10 protein-coding genes are annotated in these 15,717 nt (G+C 40.2%); 9 read left to right on the top strand and 1 reads right to left on the bottom strand.

The features are described 5' to 3' along the window. The first annotated feature begins 185 nt into the window (after window positions 1-185). The 7 genes from G7B18_RS02895 (at window position 186) to G7B18_RS02865 (ending at window position 10,025) form a co-directional block, all read left to right on the top strand. Window positions 186-3,662 (top strand): SusC/RagA family TonB-linked outer membrane protein, encoded by a 3,477-nt coding sequence (locus G7B18_RS02895; RefSeq protein WP_205600313.1) that lies wholly within the window; start codon window positions 186-188, stop codon window positions 3,660-3,662. A 16-nt stretch (window positions 3,663-3,678) separates the two neighbouring features. Continuing rightward, window positions 3,679-5,712 (top strand): RagB/SusD family nutrient uptake outer membrane protein, encoded by a 2,034-nt coding sequence (locus G7B18_RS02890; protein ID WP_205601696.1) that lies wholly within the window; start codon window positions 3,679-3,681, stop codon window positions 5,710-5,712. A gap of 31 nt (window positions 5,713-5,743) precedes the next feature. Beyond that, entirely contained in the window at window positions 5,744-7,093 is a 1,350-nt protein-coding gene (locus G7B18_RS02885) for a DUF5126 domain-containing protein (protein WP_164110756.1), read from the top strand. A 30-nt stretch (window positions 7,094-7,123) separates the two neighbouring features. Next, window positions 7,124-7,807 (top strand): DUF4998 domain-containing protein, encoded by a 684-nt coding sequence (locus G7B18_RS02880; RefSeq protein WP_164110754.1) that lies wholly within the window; start codon window positions 7,124-7,126, stop codon window positions 7,805-7,807. 83 nt (window positions 7,808-7,890) lie between these two features. Then, complete coding sequence (locus G7B18_RS02875) at window positions 7,891-8,913, top strand: MBL fold metallo-hydrolase (protein ID WP_164122047.1); 1,023 nt, start codon at window positions 7,891-7,893, stop codon at window positions 8,911-8,913. A 223-nt stretch (window positions 8,914-9,136) separates the two neighbouring features. Continuing rightward, window positions 9,137-9,730: an RNA polymerase sigma factor gene (locus tag G7B18_RS02870; RefSeq protein ID WP_164110750.1), complete on the top strand. Its 594-nt coding sequence runs from the start codon at window positions 9,137-9,139 to the stop codon at window positions 9,728-9,730. Window positions 9,731-9,812: 82 nt separating this feature from the next. After that, window positions 9,813-10,025, top strand: a complete 213-nt coding sequence (locus G7B18_RS02865; protein WP_164122046.1) for a hypothetical protein — start codon at window positions 9,813-9,815, stop codon at window positions 10,023-10,025. Window positions 10,026-10,098: 73 nt separating this feature from the next. Here G7B18_RS02865 and G7B18_RS02860 read toward each other — a convergent pair whose 3' ends face one another. Further along, on the bottom strand, window positions 10,099-11,004 hold the full coding sequence (locus tag G7B18_RS02860) for a serine protease (protein WP_164110746.1): 906 nt from the start codon (window positions 11,002-11,004) through the stop codon (window positions 10,099-10,101). Between the two features lie 431 nt (window positions 11,005-11,435). On the opposite strand from G7B18_RS02860, the gene G7B18_RS02855 reads away from it, so the two are divergent. Both G7B18_RS02855 and G7B18_RS02850 read left to right on the top strand, forming a co-directional pair. Next, a complete protein-coding gene (locus G7B18_RS02855) occupies window positions 11,436-15,347 on the top strand; it encodes a response regulator (RefSeq protein WP_164122045.1) in 3,912 nt (1,303 codons plus the stop codon). A 1-nt stretch (window position 15,348) separates the two neighbouring features. Further along, complete coding sequence (locus G7B18_RS02850) at window positions 15,349-15,702, top strand: response regulator transcription factor (RefSeq protein ID WP_079642615.1); 354 nt, start codon at window positions 15,349-15,351, stop codon at window positions 15,700-15,702. The last annotated feature ends 15 nt before the right edge of the window (window positions 15,703-15,717 follow it).

The following is a 15,717-nucleotide window of genomic DNA, read 5'->3' as shown; positions in this document are numbered from 1 at the left end:
AAGCGGACAGTGCGCTAACACTGCCCGTAATGTTATAGCTGTCTATCGTAATTATTATCTCTAGGCAAAGAGAAGATTTCTCATTTTAATAAATTACAATATGATCTAAACAGTACAAATGTATGATTTTTAAAACAAAACCTGAAGGGCTACATAGGCCTTCTGTTAACCGTGTGCTCTTAATTATGAAATTGATAGTTGTACTTATTTTGCTAAATATTACAGCAGTATGGGCCGATGGGTTTGCACAGAATATCACCCTGAAGGCGAAGGGGATGTCATTGGTGCAGGCCATGAAAAGTATCCAACAGCAGACTGGATATGAGTTTTTTATAAAAAGTAGAGACCTCGCGCAGATAAAGGTTAATCCCGATATCGAAGGTCTTCAAATCGAAAGGGCGATGCAGAGACTGTTGCAGGACAAGCCTGCAGCGTGGGTCTTGGAGGGGAATACCATCGTGATAAAACCACAGGCACCTAAAGCCTCCTTAAGTAAAACCGTCCCCAACCCGACACAAGGTATAGTTAGAGAATTGCCCGTTATACAAGAGCAGCGTATTACAGGTAAAGTGACTGATGCTATAGATGACTCCCCAATATCGGGAGCGAGCGTATTGATAAAAGGCAAAACAATAGGCACCAATACGGCTGTCGATGGGGTATACGAATTGATGGTTAATGAAGGGGATTCATTGATATTTTCGATGGTCGGCTATATCCAACAGCGGGTGAAGGTTGGTGCTTCCAAGTTGATCAACATCCGATTGGCTAAGGATAATAAAGAATTGGAGGAGACCGTTGTCGTGGCCTTTGGTAGACAGGCCAAAGAGAGCGTGGTATCTTCCATAACCACCGTCAATGTCAAAGATCTAAGATCTCCATCCAGCAACCTGACAACCGCTCTGGCTGGTCGCATGGCAGGTTTAGTGGCTTATCAGTCTACAGGCGCTCCAGGTGAGGAGGATGCGCAATTTTTTGTGCGCAGTGTGACTTCTTTTGGAAGCGGATTGACATCACCACTTATTCTTATTGATAATGTGGAGATGACGGCAAAAGATCTGTCCCGCTTAAATCCCGATGATATTGCAAGTTTTTCAATTTTGAAGGATGCCTCAGCTACAGCTCTTTACGGGGCGCGTGGAGCTAATGGAGTAGTGTTGGTGACCACTAAAGAAGGGGAGAAAGGAAGTGTTAAAGTCTCGTTTAGACATGAAACATCCATGTCTACACCCACTACTAAGGTAGATGTGGCTGATCCTGTCACTTATATGGAGTATGCTAATATAGCTAGTATGACCCGTCACGGCGAACTAACTTATTCGCAGAGCAAAATAGATTTTACCAAAGACCCAAATAGAAATCCAAATGTATATCCCGCTGTAGATTGGAAGGACATGCTGACTAAAAATCATTCCTTGAACCACCGCACTAACATCAACCTTACTGGTGGCGGAAATGCGGCAACCTATTACCTAGCAGGCTCCTTCTCGCAAGATAATGGAATATTAAAAGTGGATAATAAAAACCCTTTCAACTCTAATATCAACCTTAAAAAATACTCCGTTCGTTCTAATGTAAATTTAAATCTCAACAAATCATTAGAGGCTAAGGTACGCGTGAGTGCGAATTTTGATGATTATACGGGGCCTATCGGTGAATCTGGAAGTGGGGGCGCAAATACCTATGGTAAATCATTGATGGCCAATCCGGTGCTGTTTCCTGCTTATTATGAACCAGATTACAATACCCAATATCTTAATAGGATTTTATTTGGGAATTATTCGGGGGATGATTATGGTAATGGTGGGCCTGATTATATCAATCCTTATGCGGATGTGATGCGTGGCTACGAGGATGTGCGTAATAATACGTTATTGACGCAATTGGAATTGCATCAGGATCTTGCCTCGGTTACCACTGGTCTAAAAGCCCGTTTTATTGGTAGTCTGACACGCTACTCTGGATTCAATATTCAACGGAGCTATAAGCCATTCTATTACCAATACATCAGAGGAACTTATGACCCTACAAATCCTTATCCATATCAATTGGCTAACCTCAATATTGAAGGTGGTTCCGATAATATTGACTATACCGCAGGTAATAAGTTTGTAGAAGCAACAGGATATGCTGAAGGAGCGCTACTTTATAATCGTAGATTCAGCAAGCATGATCTAGGTGGTTTATTGGTAGGGTCGATAAAGGACAGGATGGATGGAAGCCCAAAAAATTTAGATTCGTCACTTCCATCCCGAAATGTGGCTCTAGCGGGACGTTTTACCTATGGCTATTCCAACAAATATTTTGCAGAACTTAATTTTGGATTAAATGGATCCGAGCGTTTCGATCCTAAATACCGTTGGGGATTTTTTCCATCTATCGGTCTAGGTTGGCAGGTGTCAGACGAGCCTTTCTTTGAGGGACTGAAGCCCGTGTTTTCTAAACTAAAATTGCGTGGTACCTATGGTTTGGTGGGGAATGATGTGATTGTTGAGGATACAGATCGCTTCTTTTTTACCTCCAATATTAACCTTAATGGGCCTAATGCTGGCTATTTCGGGAATAATCCCAATTCTACCTTCACCCGACCGACTATAGATATACTTCGCTATGCCAATCCTTTGATCACCTGGGAAGTTTCTTATAAAACAAATTTAGCAGTAGAGCTGGGCTTTCTGAATGACGAACTCTTGCTGATCGCTGAAGTGTACCATGAAAACCGAACTAATATCGTACAGGTGCGTAAAGATATACCTTCTATTGTAGGTCTGGCTTCAGAGATTAAAACTAATTATGGTGCTGCGGTAGGAAAAGGGCTTGATCTGACTTTGAATTATAATAAGTCATTTTTCAACGGTATGTGGTATATCTTGCGAGGGAACTTTACCTACGGCTCATCTAAAATTACCGAATACGATGAATTGAATTATTCGGGTTTCGCACCATGGAGATCTGTCATAGGCCGTAAAGTCGGTCAATCGCAAGGTTATGTAGCAGAGCGCTTATTTATTGACGAAAACGAGGTGTTGAATTCACCCGTGCAGATGGTTGCTGGCTCAGGTACGAAGTATCAAGCAGGAGATATCAAATATAGAGATATCAATGGCGATGGGATGATCAACGAATATGATATTGTCCCTATTGGTTATCCAGGAACTCCAGAGATACAGTACGGTATAGGTGGTTCATTTGGATTTAAGAATTTTGATATTTCTGCCTTTTTTCAAGGTTCATCACGCTATTCTTTTTTTATGGATGCCAATGCTATGGCTCCTTTTGTTAACGTCACATCGGGAGGAAGAAGAGGGAATAGAGCGATGTTGAACTTTATAAAGGAGAGTTTATGGACTGAAACGGATCGAGATGAATACGCAAACTGGCCACGATTGTCTCCCGATGTTGGTAACACGGGGATAGGTAACAGTAATAATTTTGTACGTAGCAACTACTGGATGCGTTCAGCAAGTTTTATACGCCTAAAATCAGTAGAAATGGGATATAAGTTTAAAGACTTTAGGGGGGTAAGCCCACGCGTATATGCGAGTGGGACCAATTTATTTACCATATCGGATTTCAAATTGTGGGACCCTGAAATGCGTGGTAACGGGCTCGCTTATCCATTGCAAAAGGTGTTCAATCTAGGTGTTCAAGTTAATTTTTAACAGAAATTGAGATAAAATGAAACAGTTTATGCTGATGAAAAAAATAATGTATGGAACGGTAGCTGTCCTTTTGATGTTACTCGTTTCCTGCGATAAGTACTTAGATATCCTGCCCGATGACAAGCCTGTCCTGGAAGATGCTTTCAAGGATCGCTACAATGCAGAGAAGTACCTATTTACCTGTTACGCCAGTCTTCCGAATTTTGCTAACCCTGATAATACTTTGGGGCTTACTGGGGGTGGGGATGTGGTGTATGACGAAAAAAATATGCCGGGAGGTAATACGGCTCATATGCCCAATACCATCTTGATGCTGTTCAATGGAAATAATGCAGTAAGTCCTTATATGAATTTTTGGGATGGCAATAAAGGGGCTAGTGAAAATATCTGGCAGGGAATACGGCACTGTAATGTGTTTTTAGAGCATATCAATCTAGAGGATGGTGGTCCACGTGATATGGACGAAATGGAGCGCGCCAAGTGGATTGCCGAAGTAAAGACGATAAAAGCATACCTTAACTTTTATCTATTTCAACTGTACGGGCCTATTCCGATTGTGGATAAAGCTTTTCCAATTTCTTCCAAAGGAGAAGAATTGGCTTTATATCGTGAGCCTGTAGATAAGGTAGCAGACTATATCGTGGGGCTTTTGGACGAAGCTATGGAGAGTCTACCCACGCCGAGTGAGCAAGATCCATCCACCGAATTTGGTCGATTCACAAAAACCATAGCAAGATCAATTAAAGCGAAGACGCTAGTGCTTCTTGCAAGTCCCTTATTCAATAACAATAATTATTATGCTGGATTTAAAGATAATCGAGGAGTAGAATTATTCCCTATTGGAGATAGTAGGCAAAGATGGGAACGAGCACTACAGGCTACGGATGAGGCGGTACGGTCGGCAGAAGATGATGGAAATATTATTTTAGTGACTACGGATGCCGGAGCTGGAGCTATTCCAGACGTTAATTCTAACAACATTAGTTCTCAGACTAAAGCGATGCTCAGCCTACGGCAGGCAGTTACTTTACCCTGGAACGCAGAGATTATCTGGGGGACAAATGAAAATACGAGGTTATTGCAAAAGTTTGCCAGCATGTTGAGTAACTCAGAGTGGGAGAATATAGCTGGTTCTGGCGCTCCTGATATCGGTCAGCGCCATGCTCCGACATTGAATATGGTCGAACAATTTTACTCTTCACATGGAGTGCCTATCGAAGAGGACGAAGAATGGGATACAAAGGGTTGGTACCAGAATAGGTATGTGACCCAGGTACCAGACGCCACCCATACCAAATATTTTATTAAATCAGGGCAAGAGACTGCAATATTGCATTTCAACCGTTCCCTACGGTTTTATGCCTCAGTGGGATTTGACGGTGGCATTTGGGAAGGACGCGGTAAAAGTTTAGCGGATCCCTCTTTCCCTAATTTTATGCGCCACATGGGGAGCGGGTTTAAATACGCGGAAACTTATGGGTTTTATTCCTACACGGGATATTTGGCTAAAAAGCTGACCCATTTAAAGACAACTTATAGAGACACCCGGGTTGAATTGGTTTATGAACCGTATTCATTCCCTATTATTCGTTTGGCCGACATGTATCTCTTATTGGCAGAGTGTCTGAATGAAGTCAATGGACCAAGTAAGACAGATTCAAAGGGGAATAATGCATACTATTACTTAGATGTGATCCGCGCACGATCGGGTATGGAAGGTGTTGTAGAGAGTTGGGCTAAATATGCCTCGGCGATGTATAAGTCCAAGCCAAATGATCAGATCGGTTTAAGAAAGATCATTCAGCAAGAACGTGTCAATGAGCTTGCTTTTGAAGGGCAATATTACTATGATGTACGGAGATGGATGACAGCAGAAGAAATCTATAATCGTCCGATATTGGGCTGGACTAAAGAAGGGGAAAAGAAAAAAGATTTCTATACCGTAAAAGTGCTACTACAACCTCGATTTTCGATGAAAGATTATCTAATGCCAATCGCAACGAATACATTGCTTCAAAATAGAAATCTGATACAAAATCCGGGCTGGTAAAATCATTCGATAGAATTTAAAAAGTATAATCATGCAAAGACATATAACATATCTATTCATTGTACTAGTAAGTAGTCTGATACTACTATCATGTATGGATTCGTATCTGGGACTGGAAAAGCTGGATATAAGTTCGGATAAGCCAGGTACATTGACTGTAGAAGAAGTTGTACCCAAGTCTGGGGGCTTGGAAATTCACTTTACGCTACCCAAGGGAAGCCCCAATAATGTTCAGGTCGTGGCGACCTATAAAAATAAAGCCGGTAAAATTGTAGAGTTTAAGGTGTCGCGGTATAGCAATGAGATCTTGGTAGAAGGGCTTACAGGTACGGATGAAGTGACAATAGAACTGGTAAGTGTGGATGAAAGTGGAAATAGGTCGGATGTTGTTACAGTGAAAGATAGACCTTTAATCTCTCCCGTAGAAATTGCTAGAGCTAGTTTGTCTGCGATTCCGGCTTTCGGTGGTGTAAAATTACTTTGGGAAAATAAAGGTTCTAATCCATTTGCTATCCATGTATTGACTGAACAGGAACTGCAAAAAGGCGTGATCGCACTGATGGAAGATCCCTCTAAAACGGTATACAGTTCCAGCGCCTCAAATACGGCGGTGTATTTGAGGCAATACGATAGCTTCGAACAAAAATTTGGTTTTGTAATATCTGATAAATGGGGGAATAGAACCGATACATTGGTACAGATGATTATACCTTATAAGGAAGAAGTCATAGATTACAAAATGGTAAAAGCAGTCAGTTATTTTAATCCATCTTATGGTACTACCGGCAAGGATTATAACCTGTCTGGGATTGACCCTAATACGGGTATCCCGAATGACGGAGTGGCGCACTCGGCTACTTTTCAGCCCCAGACCATTTTTAACGGGGTTACTGCCGCAAATGACTATTTAGCTTATAAGTATTTTGTTCAACCCGTAGGGCAGTCCCAAAAGACTTATGTGCAAGACTTATATGCTACATTCGACCTGAATCAGGACTTACGACTTAGCCGTGTACAAATATACCCCCGTCCTTCCAGTAGTTATCTTTATGCTAGGTCGAGTGTAAAACGGTTTAAGATATGGGGGACAAATGATGCAAATACAGAGCGTTGGTCAAAATTTCCACAGGGATGGACATTAATTGGTGAATATGTTGGTAAGATGCCTGAGTTTATGGCTGCCATTACGCAAGAAGAGACGGATTACTTCTATAATAAGCAGGAGTATGCAATAGTAGACGATAATATCAATTCTGAAGCTAAGCCTGCTGAATCTTTCCGCTATATGAGAATTCAGATGATGGAGTCGTATACAGCAACAGAAACTTTTTATACCATCAATGAATTTAAATTATTTGGTGAAGTGCTCAAGAAGTATTAATAGGTGTCTTATTAAAATAGTTATTTGAAGATGAAAAAGATAGTATATTTAATGGTCGCCACTTTGTCCTTATTTTCGGTCGGCTGTGATAATGCAGATGATTTATTGAATCAATATATTAAAGATGGTCCTATTGTATATGCAGGCCGTATTACCGATCTGAATATTAAATCTGGATATAAACGTTTGGGGGTGAGTGTATTTCCTGCTGAGGATGTCAATAGAGCTTATTGTATGTTGCGGTGGAATACTGGGTCAGGGAATAGAGACTCTATTAAAGTAAACTACACTGCGGATAATTATGATAGTACATTGCAGAGTTACTTTGCTATCATCGATATGCCCTCCATTGAGGGAAATGTATTAATCGAAGCTTGGAATGTGGATGCTTTTGGAAATAAATCGTTATTGACCAGTAAAGGCGGATTTGTGTATGGTGAAAACTATATTAAAACCCTGCTACCAGCATTGGCGAAATTCTCTACAGGAAATAAGACCGTAGAATTTGATAATAAAATAGGAGTAGTCGATAACCTAGTGAGTTATCAACAAACGGGGGGACAGTTTACAGACGAAGTTAAAGTGGAGAAGAGTCTTTCATTAGTTAATCCACTAAAAGGAGGGAAAGTACGTAGTAAATCCCGCTATTTAATTAACTCTAATGATCTAGATACATTAGTTACAGCAAATTATTTAGAAACAGTAATCCCTTAGTTTAAAATGAAAATAAATTTGATAGAGCGATGTCTAGCTAGCGATAGTCGGACATCGTTTCTCTCGATTTAGAATATAGTAATATGAGAAAGATACTTTTACCTATTTTGATGTTGGCAACAACATTTTTTGCTACAGCGCAAAAGCGCTCTTTTGAAAAAGACCAGAAAGGCTACGTTAATATTGGGGTAGAGACGATCAAGAAGTTGAATAAAACGAGTCCTCTGGTATTGAGTGAGGAACGTGTATCCTTGTTGAAAACGATTGAGACTTATTCTGACCCTTATTCTGACGTTCCATTTAAAGAGTATCTGAAGAAGTCTGAGGAAGAAGCAGAAGAATTGGAGCATAAAGAACCTATTCTATATGCTTATAGACTAGCTTTTGAGAAGGTACTGAAAGAGGTGAAAAGTACAAAGGTCAAAAAGGGGACGGCGTCGATCTGGATGTTGTACAATATGGGCTTTGTAATCAAGACCCCTTCGGGATGCTTTGGCATAGACGTAGACCATCGCTTGGCGGAACAATTGGCCCCTTATCTAGACTTTTTATATATCACGCATAATCACGGCGATCATGCTAATGTGAAGTTGATGGCAGCTATGAAACAGTTGGGGAAGCCCGTGATCACCAACTTCGATGTCGGCAATAACCCCTATTTCTCAACCACTGCTACGAGTTATAAGATTGGTAACTTTATGTTACGAACGGATATATCAGACCATCTGCGAAGTCCCGATTTGCCAAATTTTGTAGCTGTAGTTCGTATTGACTGTGGGGAGGATACCGGGAACTTCTCGATGCTCCATTGTGGAGATTCTGGATTCGATCCACAACGATTCAAAGAAGTACAAGGGCCGGTAGACCTCGTGGTATTGCGGTGGGGAGCAGCCAGAGAGAATGATATCTTAGGCACGGGAGAAGGGCAGATTCAAACCAATTATGCACTCTTATCGCACTTGATTGAAATGAGACATAAGCCTTATCCGAAAGGCCAGGCCTCTATTACACAAACCCTAAAGCATCTTCCTAATGTAACCTGTGAAAATACTATTTTGCCTTTTTGGGGAGAAAGGTTAGTCTGGCAAAAAGGAATGTTGAAATAAACGCTGTTGCCAGACCGGATATAACATGCTCCTTGTGTTAGGAGCATGTTATATAATGGTTATGTAATTGGTTGGCACGGTCATTTCCGACTGGTTTTACTTATTTTTGCACCGAACTATTAATTCGCTGCTGTAGGTTCTTTTTTGAAGTTTATTTGATGCGGCGTTTAATTTAAATTGCTTAACTTAGTTATGCTATCAAAATTATTTAAACCTCTAGAGCGTGAAAGACGACCTAAAATATGTTGAAATTTTATGCCTTGGGCATGAATTAGGCTTACGGTATTTTATTGCTCGACTTGGAGACCCTTTACATTTTTTTGCCTACAAGATCACGAAGAATAAGGAAGTTTCTGAAGAGATCGTCTCGGAATCTTTTTGTAAACTCTGGCAGCGAAGAGAGAAGATGACAAGTTATGAATGCATAAAGTCCTTCTTGTTTTTAGTAACTCGTAATGCCTGCTACGATCATATGGGCTCCGCATATCAGAAGAAGGTATCTCTATCACACACAGACTGGACCAGTATCCAAGGAAAGGGTGGTGATATGTTGGGACAGATTATCTATGTAGAATTGATCATGCAGATTGCTGAAGAACTAGAGAAATTGCCCAAACAGCAGGCCGATGTTTTTCGGATGTCCTACCTAGAAGGAATGGATACGAAAGAAATTTGTGACTTATTGGGCACCACAGCCAGCACCGTATATTTCGCAAGATCGAAAGCTTTATCTACACTTCGTATGATATTCAAGGAAAAAGATATCAATCTATATATGACATTTCTGTTGATAAGTTGTTTTGGTGAAGGTTTTTAATCTATTTGATACCTTGGAATAAGAGTAGATGGTATAGACCTTGTTTTTGAAATTTCTCATAGTCAGCCTAATTTCGTTACCAATGCGGAGTAGTGTTCATGTCGGAATTGGCATCATATGGCAATGTGCACTTACGCTCATAGCCATGTATATAGTCGTAAAAGAGGGGGGGGCTTTGTTAACAAGTATATTGGTCTTGGTTATAATGTCGTTAATCTTAAAGAAGAACTGGTATGAAAACCTTTGTCGCTACGAAAAGGAATACAATGCCTTCATACAGAAGAACAATCTGTGATATTGATCAAAGGAAAAGGGCTATTCCAATACGAAATAGCCCTTTCCCTTCGTTGGTTCAGATTAGATTTTGATTAAATGCTATTGATAAGTTCTTTCAATAATACCACCGGCTTGGTGTTTTTAACGACCATTTGAAGGTTCTTCTGCTCTTTCATGTCATAATATATTGATCTAGTTGCAGATACCGTACTGATCAGGTTACCACATTGATCTACAATGGGAGCGCCACTAGATCCTGCAGCATAGTCCGCAGTAATATCGGTTTGAGGTAGTTTGTCCGTTTTTGATATTGGATTCAAATAGTTACGTGCTACCTTACCAGTACTGAAATAGTTAATCATCGGAGCAGGATTGCTCATTACAAATACATTGTCTCCAACTTGGGCAGTGTTGCCTAAAGGAATTGGGGTCAGTTTTTTTCCTTTGGTGTCGATCTTTACAATCGCTAAGTCAGCGTCTTTGAAAGCGGATACAATCTCATTAACAAGGAACACATCCCCATCATTTGTTTGAATAGACATGGCTAGGTTTTTACCGCTACCGCTTTTGTTTTCGATATATCCCCGTATAACGTGGTGATTGGTCACGATTAAGCCATCTTCGCTGATGATGTATCCAGAAGCTGTGCTAAGATGTGTACGATGACATTTACCACAGTCAAAGGCACTTGCAAAAGCGACAAAAGAAGGTTTTATTAGGGTGGCGATTTCAGATGCTTCCAGTAATTTTTTACGAGGTTTTGCTAAGTTCGCTTCTATTTTTTTTCCTTCTACAGCGGCCAAATCGATGGCAGCTTGTTCAGAAGTTATAAAATTACTGCTTTTTAGAAGTTCTGCAGTTTTTAGCTCGAAGTTATTGTTAAACCGTTCTTGGTCACTAAAACCTTCCCATTTTTTTTGGGTCTGTGCGTATGACGCTATAGGCCCTAGATACAAGCCTATTGCAAATAGACCTAAAACTAACTTGCTTTTTTTCATGATTCTGTTTTTTTATATGTGTGATTTATTTTGGTTACTTTATTCAGTAAAGTTAGGGCTTTATGTGGATGCCTGTATCGCGTAACAATAATTTTAGAAAAGTATACCACGGAGATAGGTGAAATTGAATAACAGTTTGGTAAAATTATTTATAAAAGACCGAAAGTAGGTGATAAACTGGGAATCCTATTGGGGCGGTATCGTTATTGTCGTATTGCCCTCTTTTTATTTTTTTTATTAAAGCTACTTATTTCACTCGTGCTCAGCCTGATGAAAATGTGTTTTGTGAGGTATTCATGTGGTTCTTTTTCTATATAGGATATTAGGGTAAAAGTCATACGAATCTTTATTGATCTACAAATTCCAATTTCAATTGTTTTTATTAACTTCACCGTGTAAACAAACTACATCTACGCTAATTATATTATTACATGAAAAACTACCCAGTTCCGTCGGAAGAATTGGAACGTATCCATCGGTTACAGTCGTATGGGCTTTTAGGACTTGGTAAGGAACCCGAATTAGATGTGTTTGCGCAGGCAGCGTGTCTTATCGCGGACTGCCCTTCGGCGCTTATCGCCATGATGGAAGAAGAAGCCCAGCAGATCCAGAGTTGTGTCGGTATGGAACTCGATTCTGTAGAGAGACGTAATACGGTATGTCAATATACGATCATGAGTAAAGATGTGCTCGTCATAGAAGATACTTTTGAAGACCTTCGATCATCTACGAACCCGCTAATAAGAGAAGGAAATATCCGCTTTTATGCGGGAGTACCATTATTGGATGATGAAGGTTACGTTTTGGGAACCATATGCGTCATAGACTTCGCCCCGAAATCATTGTCAGAAAAACAGATTGAATCGCTAGAGAAGCTAGGGCAGGCCGTATCTAAAATTCTACTAAGTAAAAAGCGCAAAGTGCAGGCCGGTTACTTTGAAGAAATATTTCGGGTGACAAATAATATGATCTGTGTGCTTAATGATAAAAATGAGGTCAAAGAAGTCAATCCAATGCTGGCTCGAGCCTTGGGGATCCAAGTCAATGATTGTATAGGTCTACCTTTTGATAAATTACTGAACACGGATCGTCAACCTCTTTATCAGGAGATAAAGCGGGCTATATTAGAACAGGAAGGCGAACGTTTTACTTCGGTCACGCTAGGGGCAGGGGGAACGAAGATAGTCATAGAGTGGTATTTTAAGTATGATAAGGTAAATAGCGAGATTCTGGCATTCGGCAGGAATGTGACCCATGAAATAGAAGAGAAAGCCAAACTAGAAAATTCGGAACGTCGTTTTCGTAGTTTTTTCGAAAATGCTATCGGATTGATGAGCATGCACGATATGGACGGGAACATTATGGCTGTTAATGAAAGAGGCCGTAAACTATTGAAGTACAAGCTGGATGAGGTAATAGGTCTGAATTTAAAAAAGCTAGTCCCAGAAAACTTACAGGGAGCTTTTGAAGAATATCTAAAAAGGATAACAACCAACAAAGAGGACTCAGGTATGATGGTGCTCCGTACGAAGGAGGGAGAAAAAACGTACTGGTTGTACAGCAATACAGTAGAGGTTAGTCGAGAAGGGGAGCCTTATGTGGTGAGTACGGCGCTCAATATGACCGAACGTATTCAATTGGAACGTGATTTATTACGTACCAAACAAATTTTAGAACAGACCAATATGGTAGCTCAAGTAGGCGGTTGGGAAGTTGATTTTGAAGAGAAGAAGGTGTATTGGTCAGATTCTACCAAACTGATACATGGCGTAGATAAAGGTTATACCCCTGACCTGGAAAATGCTGTCGGTTTTTTTGATGAAGAAAGTCGCCCCTTATTACGTGCTGCATTTGAACGTGCTGTACAGAATGGAGTACCCTATGACATGGAGTTGCGGCTCCAGAAAAATGATGGACAACGAATTTGGGTTAGGGTCAAGGGGATTCCTGAATTAGAGAATGGCATATGTAAAAGAGTATTTGGTATCATCCAGGATATCGACCATAGTAAGACGTTGTATTTAGAACTGGAACGCAAGGAAGCTATGTTGCAGGCCTTTGTGAACTATGTTCCAGCTTCTGTAGCTATGTTTGACAGGGATTTTAATTATGTGGCGGTCAGTAACCAGTGGTTGGAGGATTTTCACCGTAGAAATAATAATCCATTGCAGGAGAATCTATTTAACCTATTTGCTGATATTCCGGAAAGACGAAGTAAGATATATCAAGATGCCTTAGAAGGTAAATCATATAAAAATACAAATGAAGTAATAGAAGCTGTTGGGATAGCAGAGCCTTTACATTATAACTGGGAGGTTCGACCTTGGCACCTAGCCGATGGCAATATAGGTGGGATTACCATTTTTATCCAAAATATAACCGAATCTGTCAAGATTAATGAAGAGTTGAAAATGGCAAAGGAGCGTGCAGATTTGGCCAGTCAGGCCAAATCTGAGTTCTTGGCAAACATGAGTCACGAGATACGTACACCATTGAACGGGGTTATAGGATTCTCCGACTTGTTAATGAAAACGCCGCTAAATGATATTCAGTTACAATATTTAAATTATATCAACGAATCCGGTAATAATCTACTTAATATTATCAATGATATTCTAGACTTTTCAAAGATCGAGTCTGGTAAGTTGGAGTTATTTATAGATCGATTCAATGTGTATGAGCTTGCCAGTCAAGTAATAAATGTTATCATTTATCAGGCGCAACGCAAAGATATCGAGCTACTTTTGAATATTGAACAGGGGCTGCCTGAATATATCTGGGTAGATGAGGCTCGTGTCAAACAGGTGTTGATTAACCTGTTAGGGAATGCTGTGAAGTTTACAAATTATGGCGAAATCGAACTGAAAATTGAAAAATTAAAGCTCAAAGATGACAGGCTTACTTTAAGGTTCTCCGTTCGAGATACAGGGATTGGTATTCCGATCGAGAAGCAACAACGCATTTTTGATGCCTTTACGCAGGAGGATAGCTCGGTTAGTAAGCGATATGGGGGTACAGGTCTAGGACTTACGATTTCTAATAATCTGTTGAAATACATGGGTAGTAAACTTTGCTTGGATAGTGAATTGGGTAAAGGATCGGAGTTCTTTTTTGATATAGAAGTACCTTACGAGTATGCCAGTGAAGAAGATATGGAAGATTTTGCTATTAACAGGATACTCATAGTAGATGACAATGCGAACAATCGAGGTATACTGCAGCACATGCTTGCGTATAAAAAGATAGATTCCATAACAGCAGAGAATGGGATGGAAGCTTTGCAACTGCTGATGCGGGGCGAACGTTTTGATGTTATTCTGATGGATTATCACATGCCCATTTTGTCTGGCGTAGAGACTATTGATAAGATAAAAGAACTTTTTCAAAAGCAGGGAGAGGCTGTGCCTTTGGTCGTCCTACACACATCTTCGGAAGAACATGAGGTGATATCTTCATTCAGACAAGAAGATCGATCTTTTTGTTTGTTGAAACCTATTAAGTCCAATGAACTTTATGAGATGCTGCGCAGGGCTATGCAACAAAATAAGACGGATAACAAGCAGATGGCAAAAGTGAGTCCTAAAGCAATAACAGAAATTTATGAACAATCTGCCAATATATTACTAGCCGATGATAATTCTGTAAATATGGCCTTGAATTTGCGAATTATGGCTTCATTGATGCCTAATGCTTCTTTAGTAGAAGTGTCTGATGGTGCACAAGCTATAGCTGCCTGTGTGGATCACGTTTTTGATATTATTCTTATGGATGTACAGATGCCTCAGGTCGACGGCATCGAGGCTACCAAACAGATTCGACAACTTCTAGGATATACTGATATACCTATCATAGGTATCACGGCAGGTAATGTCGTTGGTGAGAAGGAAAAATGCATAGAAGCAGGAATGTCTGATTTTCTAGCCAAGCCTATACGACAGAAGGATCTACAAACTGTATTGCAAAAGTATATACGGGTTGAAAGTAATGAACTTGGGGCTCGGGCTGTCTTGGAAGAGCATTTGGACATGCGGGCACTAAGAGAACAGGTGGGAGACGACGAGGATTTTAGATCTTTTTTCTTAAATCTAGTGATCACGGAGATCCGTCAATCGGCTTTGAACTTAGAACAGGCTAGTAAAAACTACGACTTGCAAGCTATAGGAATGGTCTTGCATAAATTACGAGGAACAGCCGCTACAGCTGGCTTATTCAGACTAGATGGATTGGCTACTCAGTTGGAAAATGATCTTACTGTTACGAAAGACTTAGCAAACCGCATCCATGCCATCAGGGAAGAGATCGAAATAGGAATACATTTAATTACTAATTTAAAAGAGATATAATATGTTGATTTTAATAGCAGAAGATGATGAACTGATATTACGTACTATCGAGCATAAACTAGTGAAGGAGGGGCATGAGGTCTTATTGACTCGAAATGGTAAAGAAGCCATCGATACAATACGGGAAAAAGATGTTGATCTCGTAATAACAGATATAATGATGCCTTTTGCATCCGGGATTGAAATTCTTTCTTCTATACGTACATTTGGAAAAAAAGTGCCCGTTATTGTACTTTCTAGTATGGGGCAAGAAGAGGTCGTGGTGGATGCTTTCGATCTGGGAGCATCGGATTTTATGGTCAAACCCTTTAGCCCGAATGAACTGGTTTTGAGAATCAAGAGGTTAATAAATTAAAGGTGTTTTAATTAA

Origin of the sequence: Sphingobacterium sp. xlx-130, assembly GCF_011007405.1 — a bacterium.
Taxonomy (GTDB): domain Bacteria; phylum Bacteroidota; class Bacteroidia; order Sphingobacteriales; family Sphingobacteriaceae; genus Sphingobacterium; species Sphingobacterium luzhongxinii.
Note: the sequence above shows the minus strand (reverse complement) of the source record. Positions and strands in the feature narration are given on the sequence as shown.

Excerpts from the sequence above, each read along its gene's own strand:
- G7B18_RS02875 (WP_164122047.1), top strand. The coding sequence starts at position 7,891 with ATGAGAAAGATACTTTTACCTATTTTGATGTTGGCAACAACATTTTTT.
- G7B18_RS02890 (WP_205601696.1), top strand. The coding sequence starts at position 3,679 with ATGAAACAGTTTATGCTGATGAAAAAAATAATGTATGGAACGGTAGCT.
- G7B18_RS02860 (WP_164110746.1), bottom strand. The coding sequence starts at position 11,004 with ATGAAAAAAAGCAAGTTAGTTTTAGGTCTATTTGCAATAGGCTTGTAT.
- G7B18_RS02885 (WP_164110756.1), top strand. The coding sequence starts at position 5,744 with ATGCAAAGACATATAACATATCTATTCATTGTACTAGTAAGTAGTCTG.
- G7B18_RS02865 (WP_164122046.1), top strand. The coding sequence starts at position 9,813 with ATGCGGAGTAGTGTTCATGTCGGAATTGGCATCATATGGCAATGTGCA.
- G7B18_RS02880 (WP_164110754.1), top strand. The coding sequence starts at position 7,124 with ATGAAAAAGATAGTATATTTAATGGTCGCCACTTTGTCCTTATTTTCG.
- G7B18_RS02855 (WP_164122045.1), top strand. The coding sequence starts at position 11,436 with ATGAAAAACTACCCAGTTCCGTCGGAAGAATTGGAACGTATCCATCGG.
- G7B18_RS02895 (WP_205600313.1), top strand. The coding sequence starts at position 186 with ATGAAATTGATAGTTGTACTTATTTTGCTAAATATTACAGCAGTATGG.
- G7B18_RS02850 (WP_079642615.1), top strand. The coding sequence starts at position 15,349 with ATGTTGATTTTAATAGCAGAAGATGATGAACTGATATTACGTACTATC.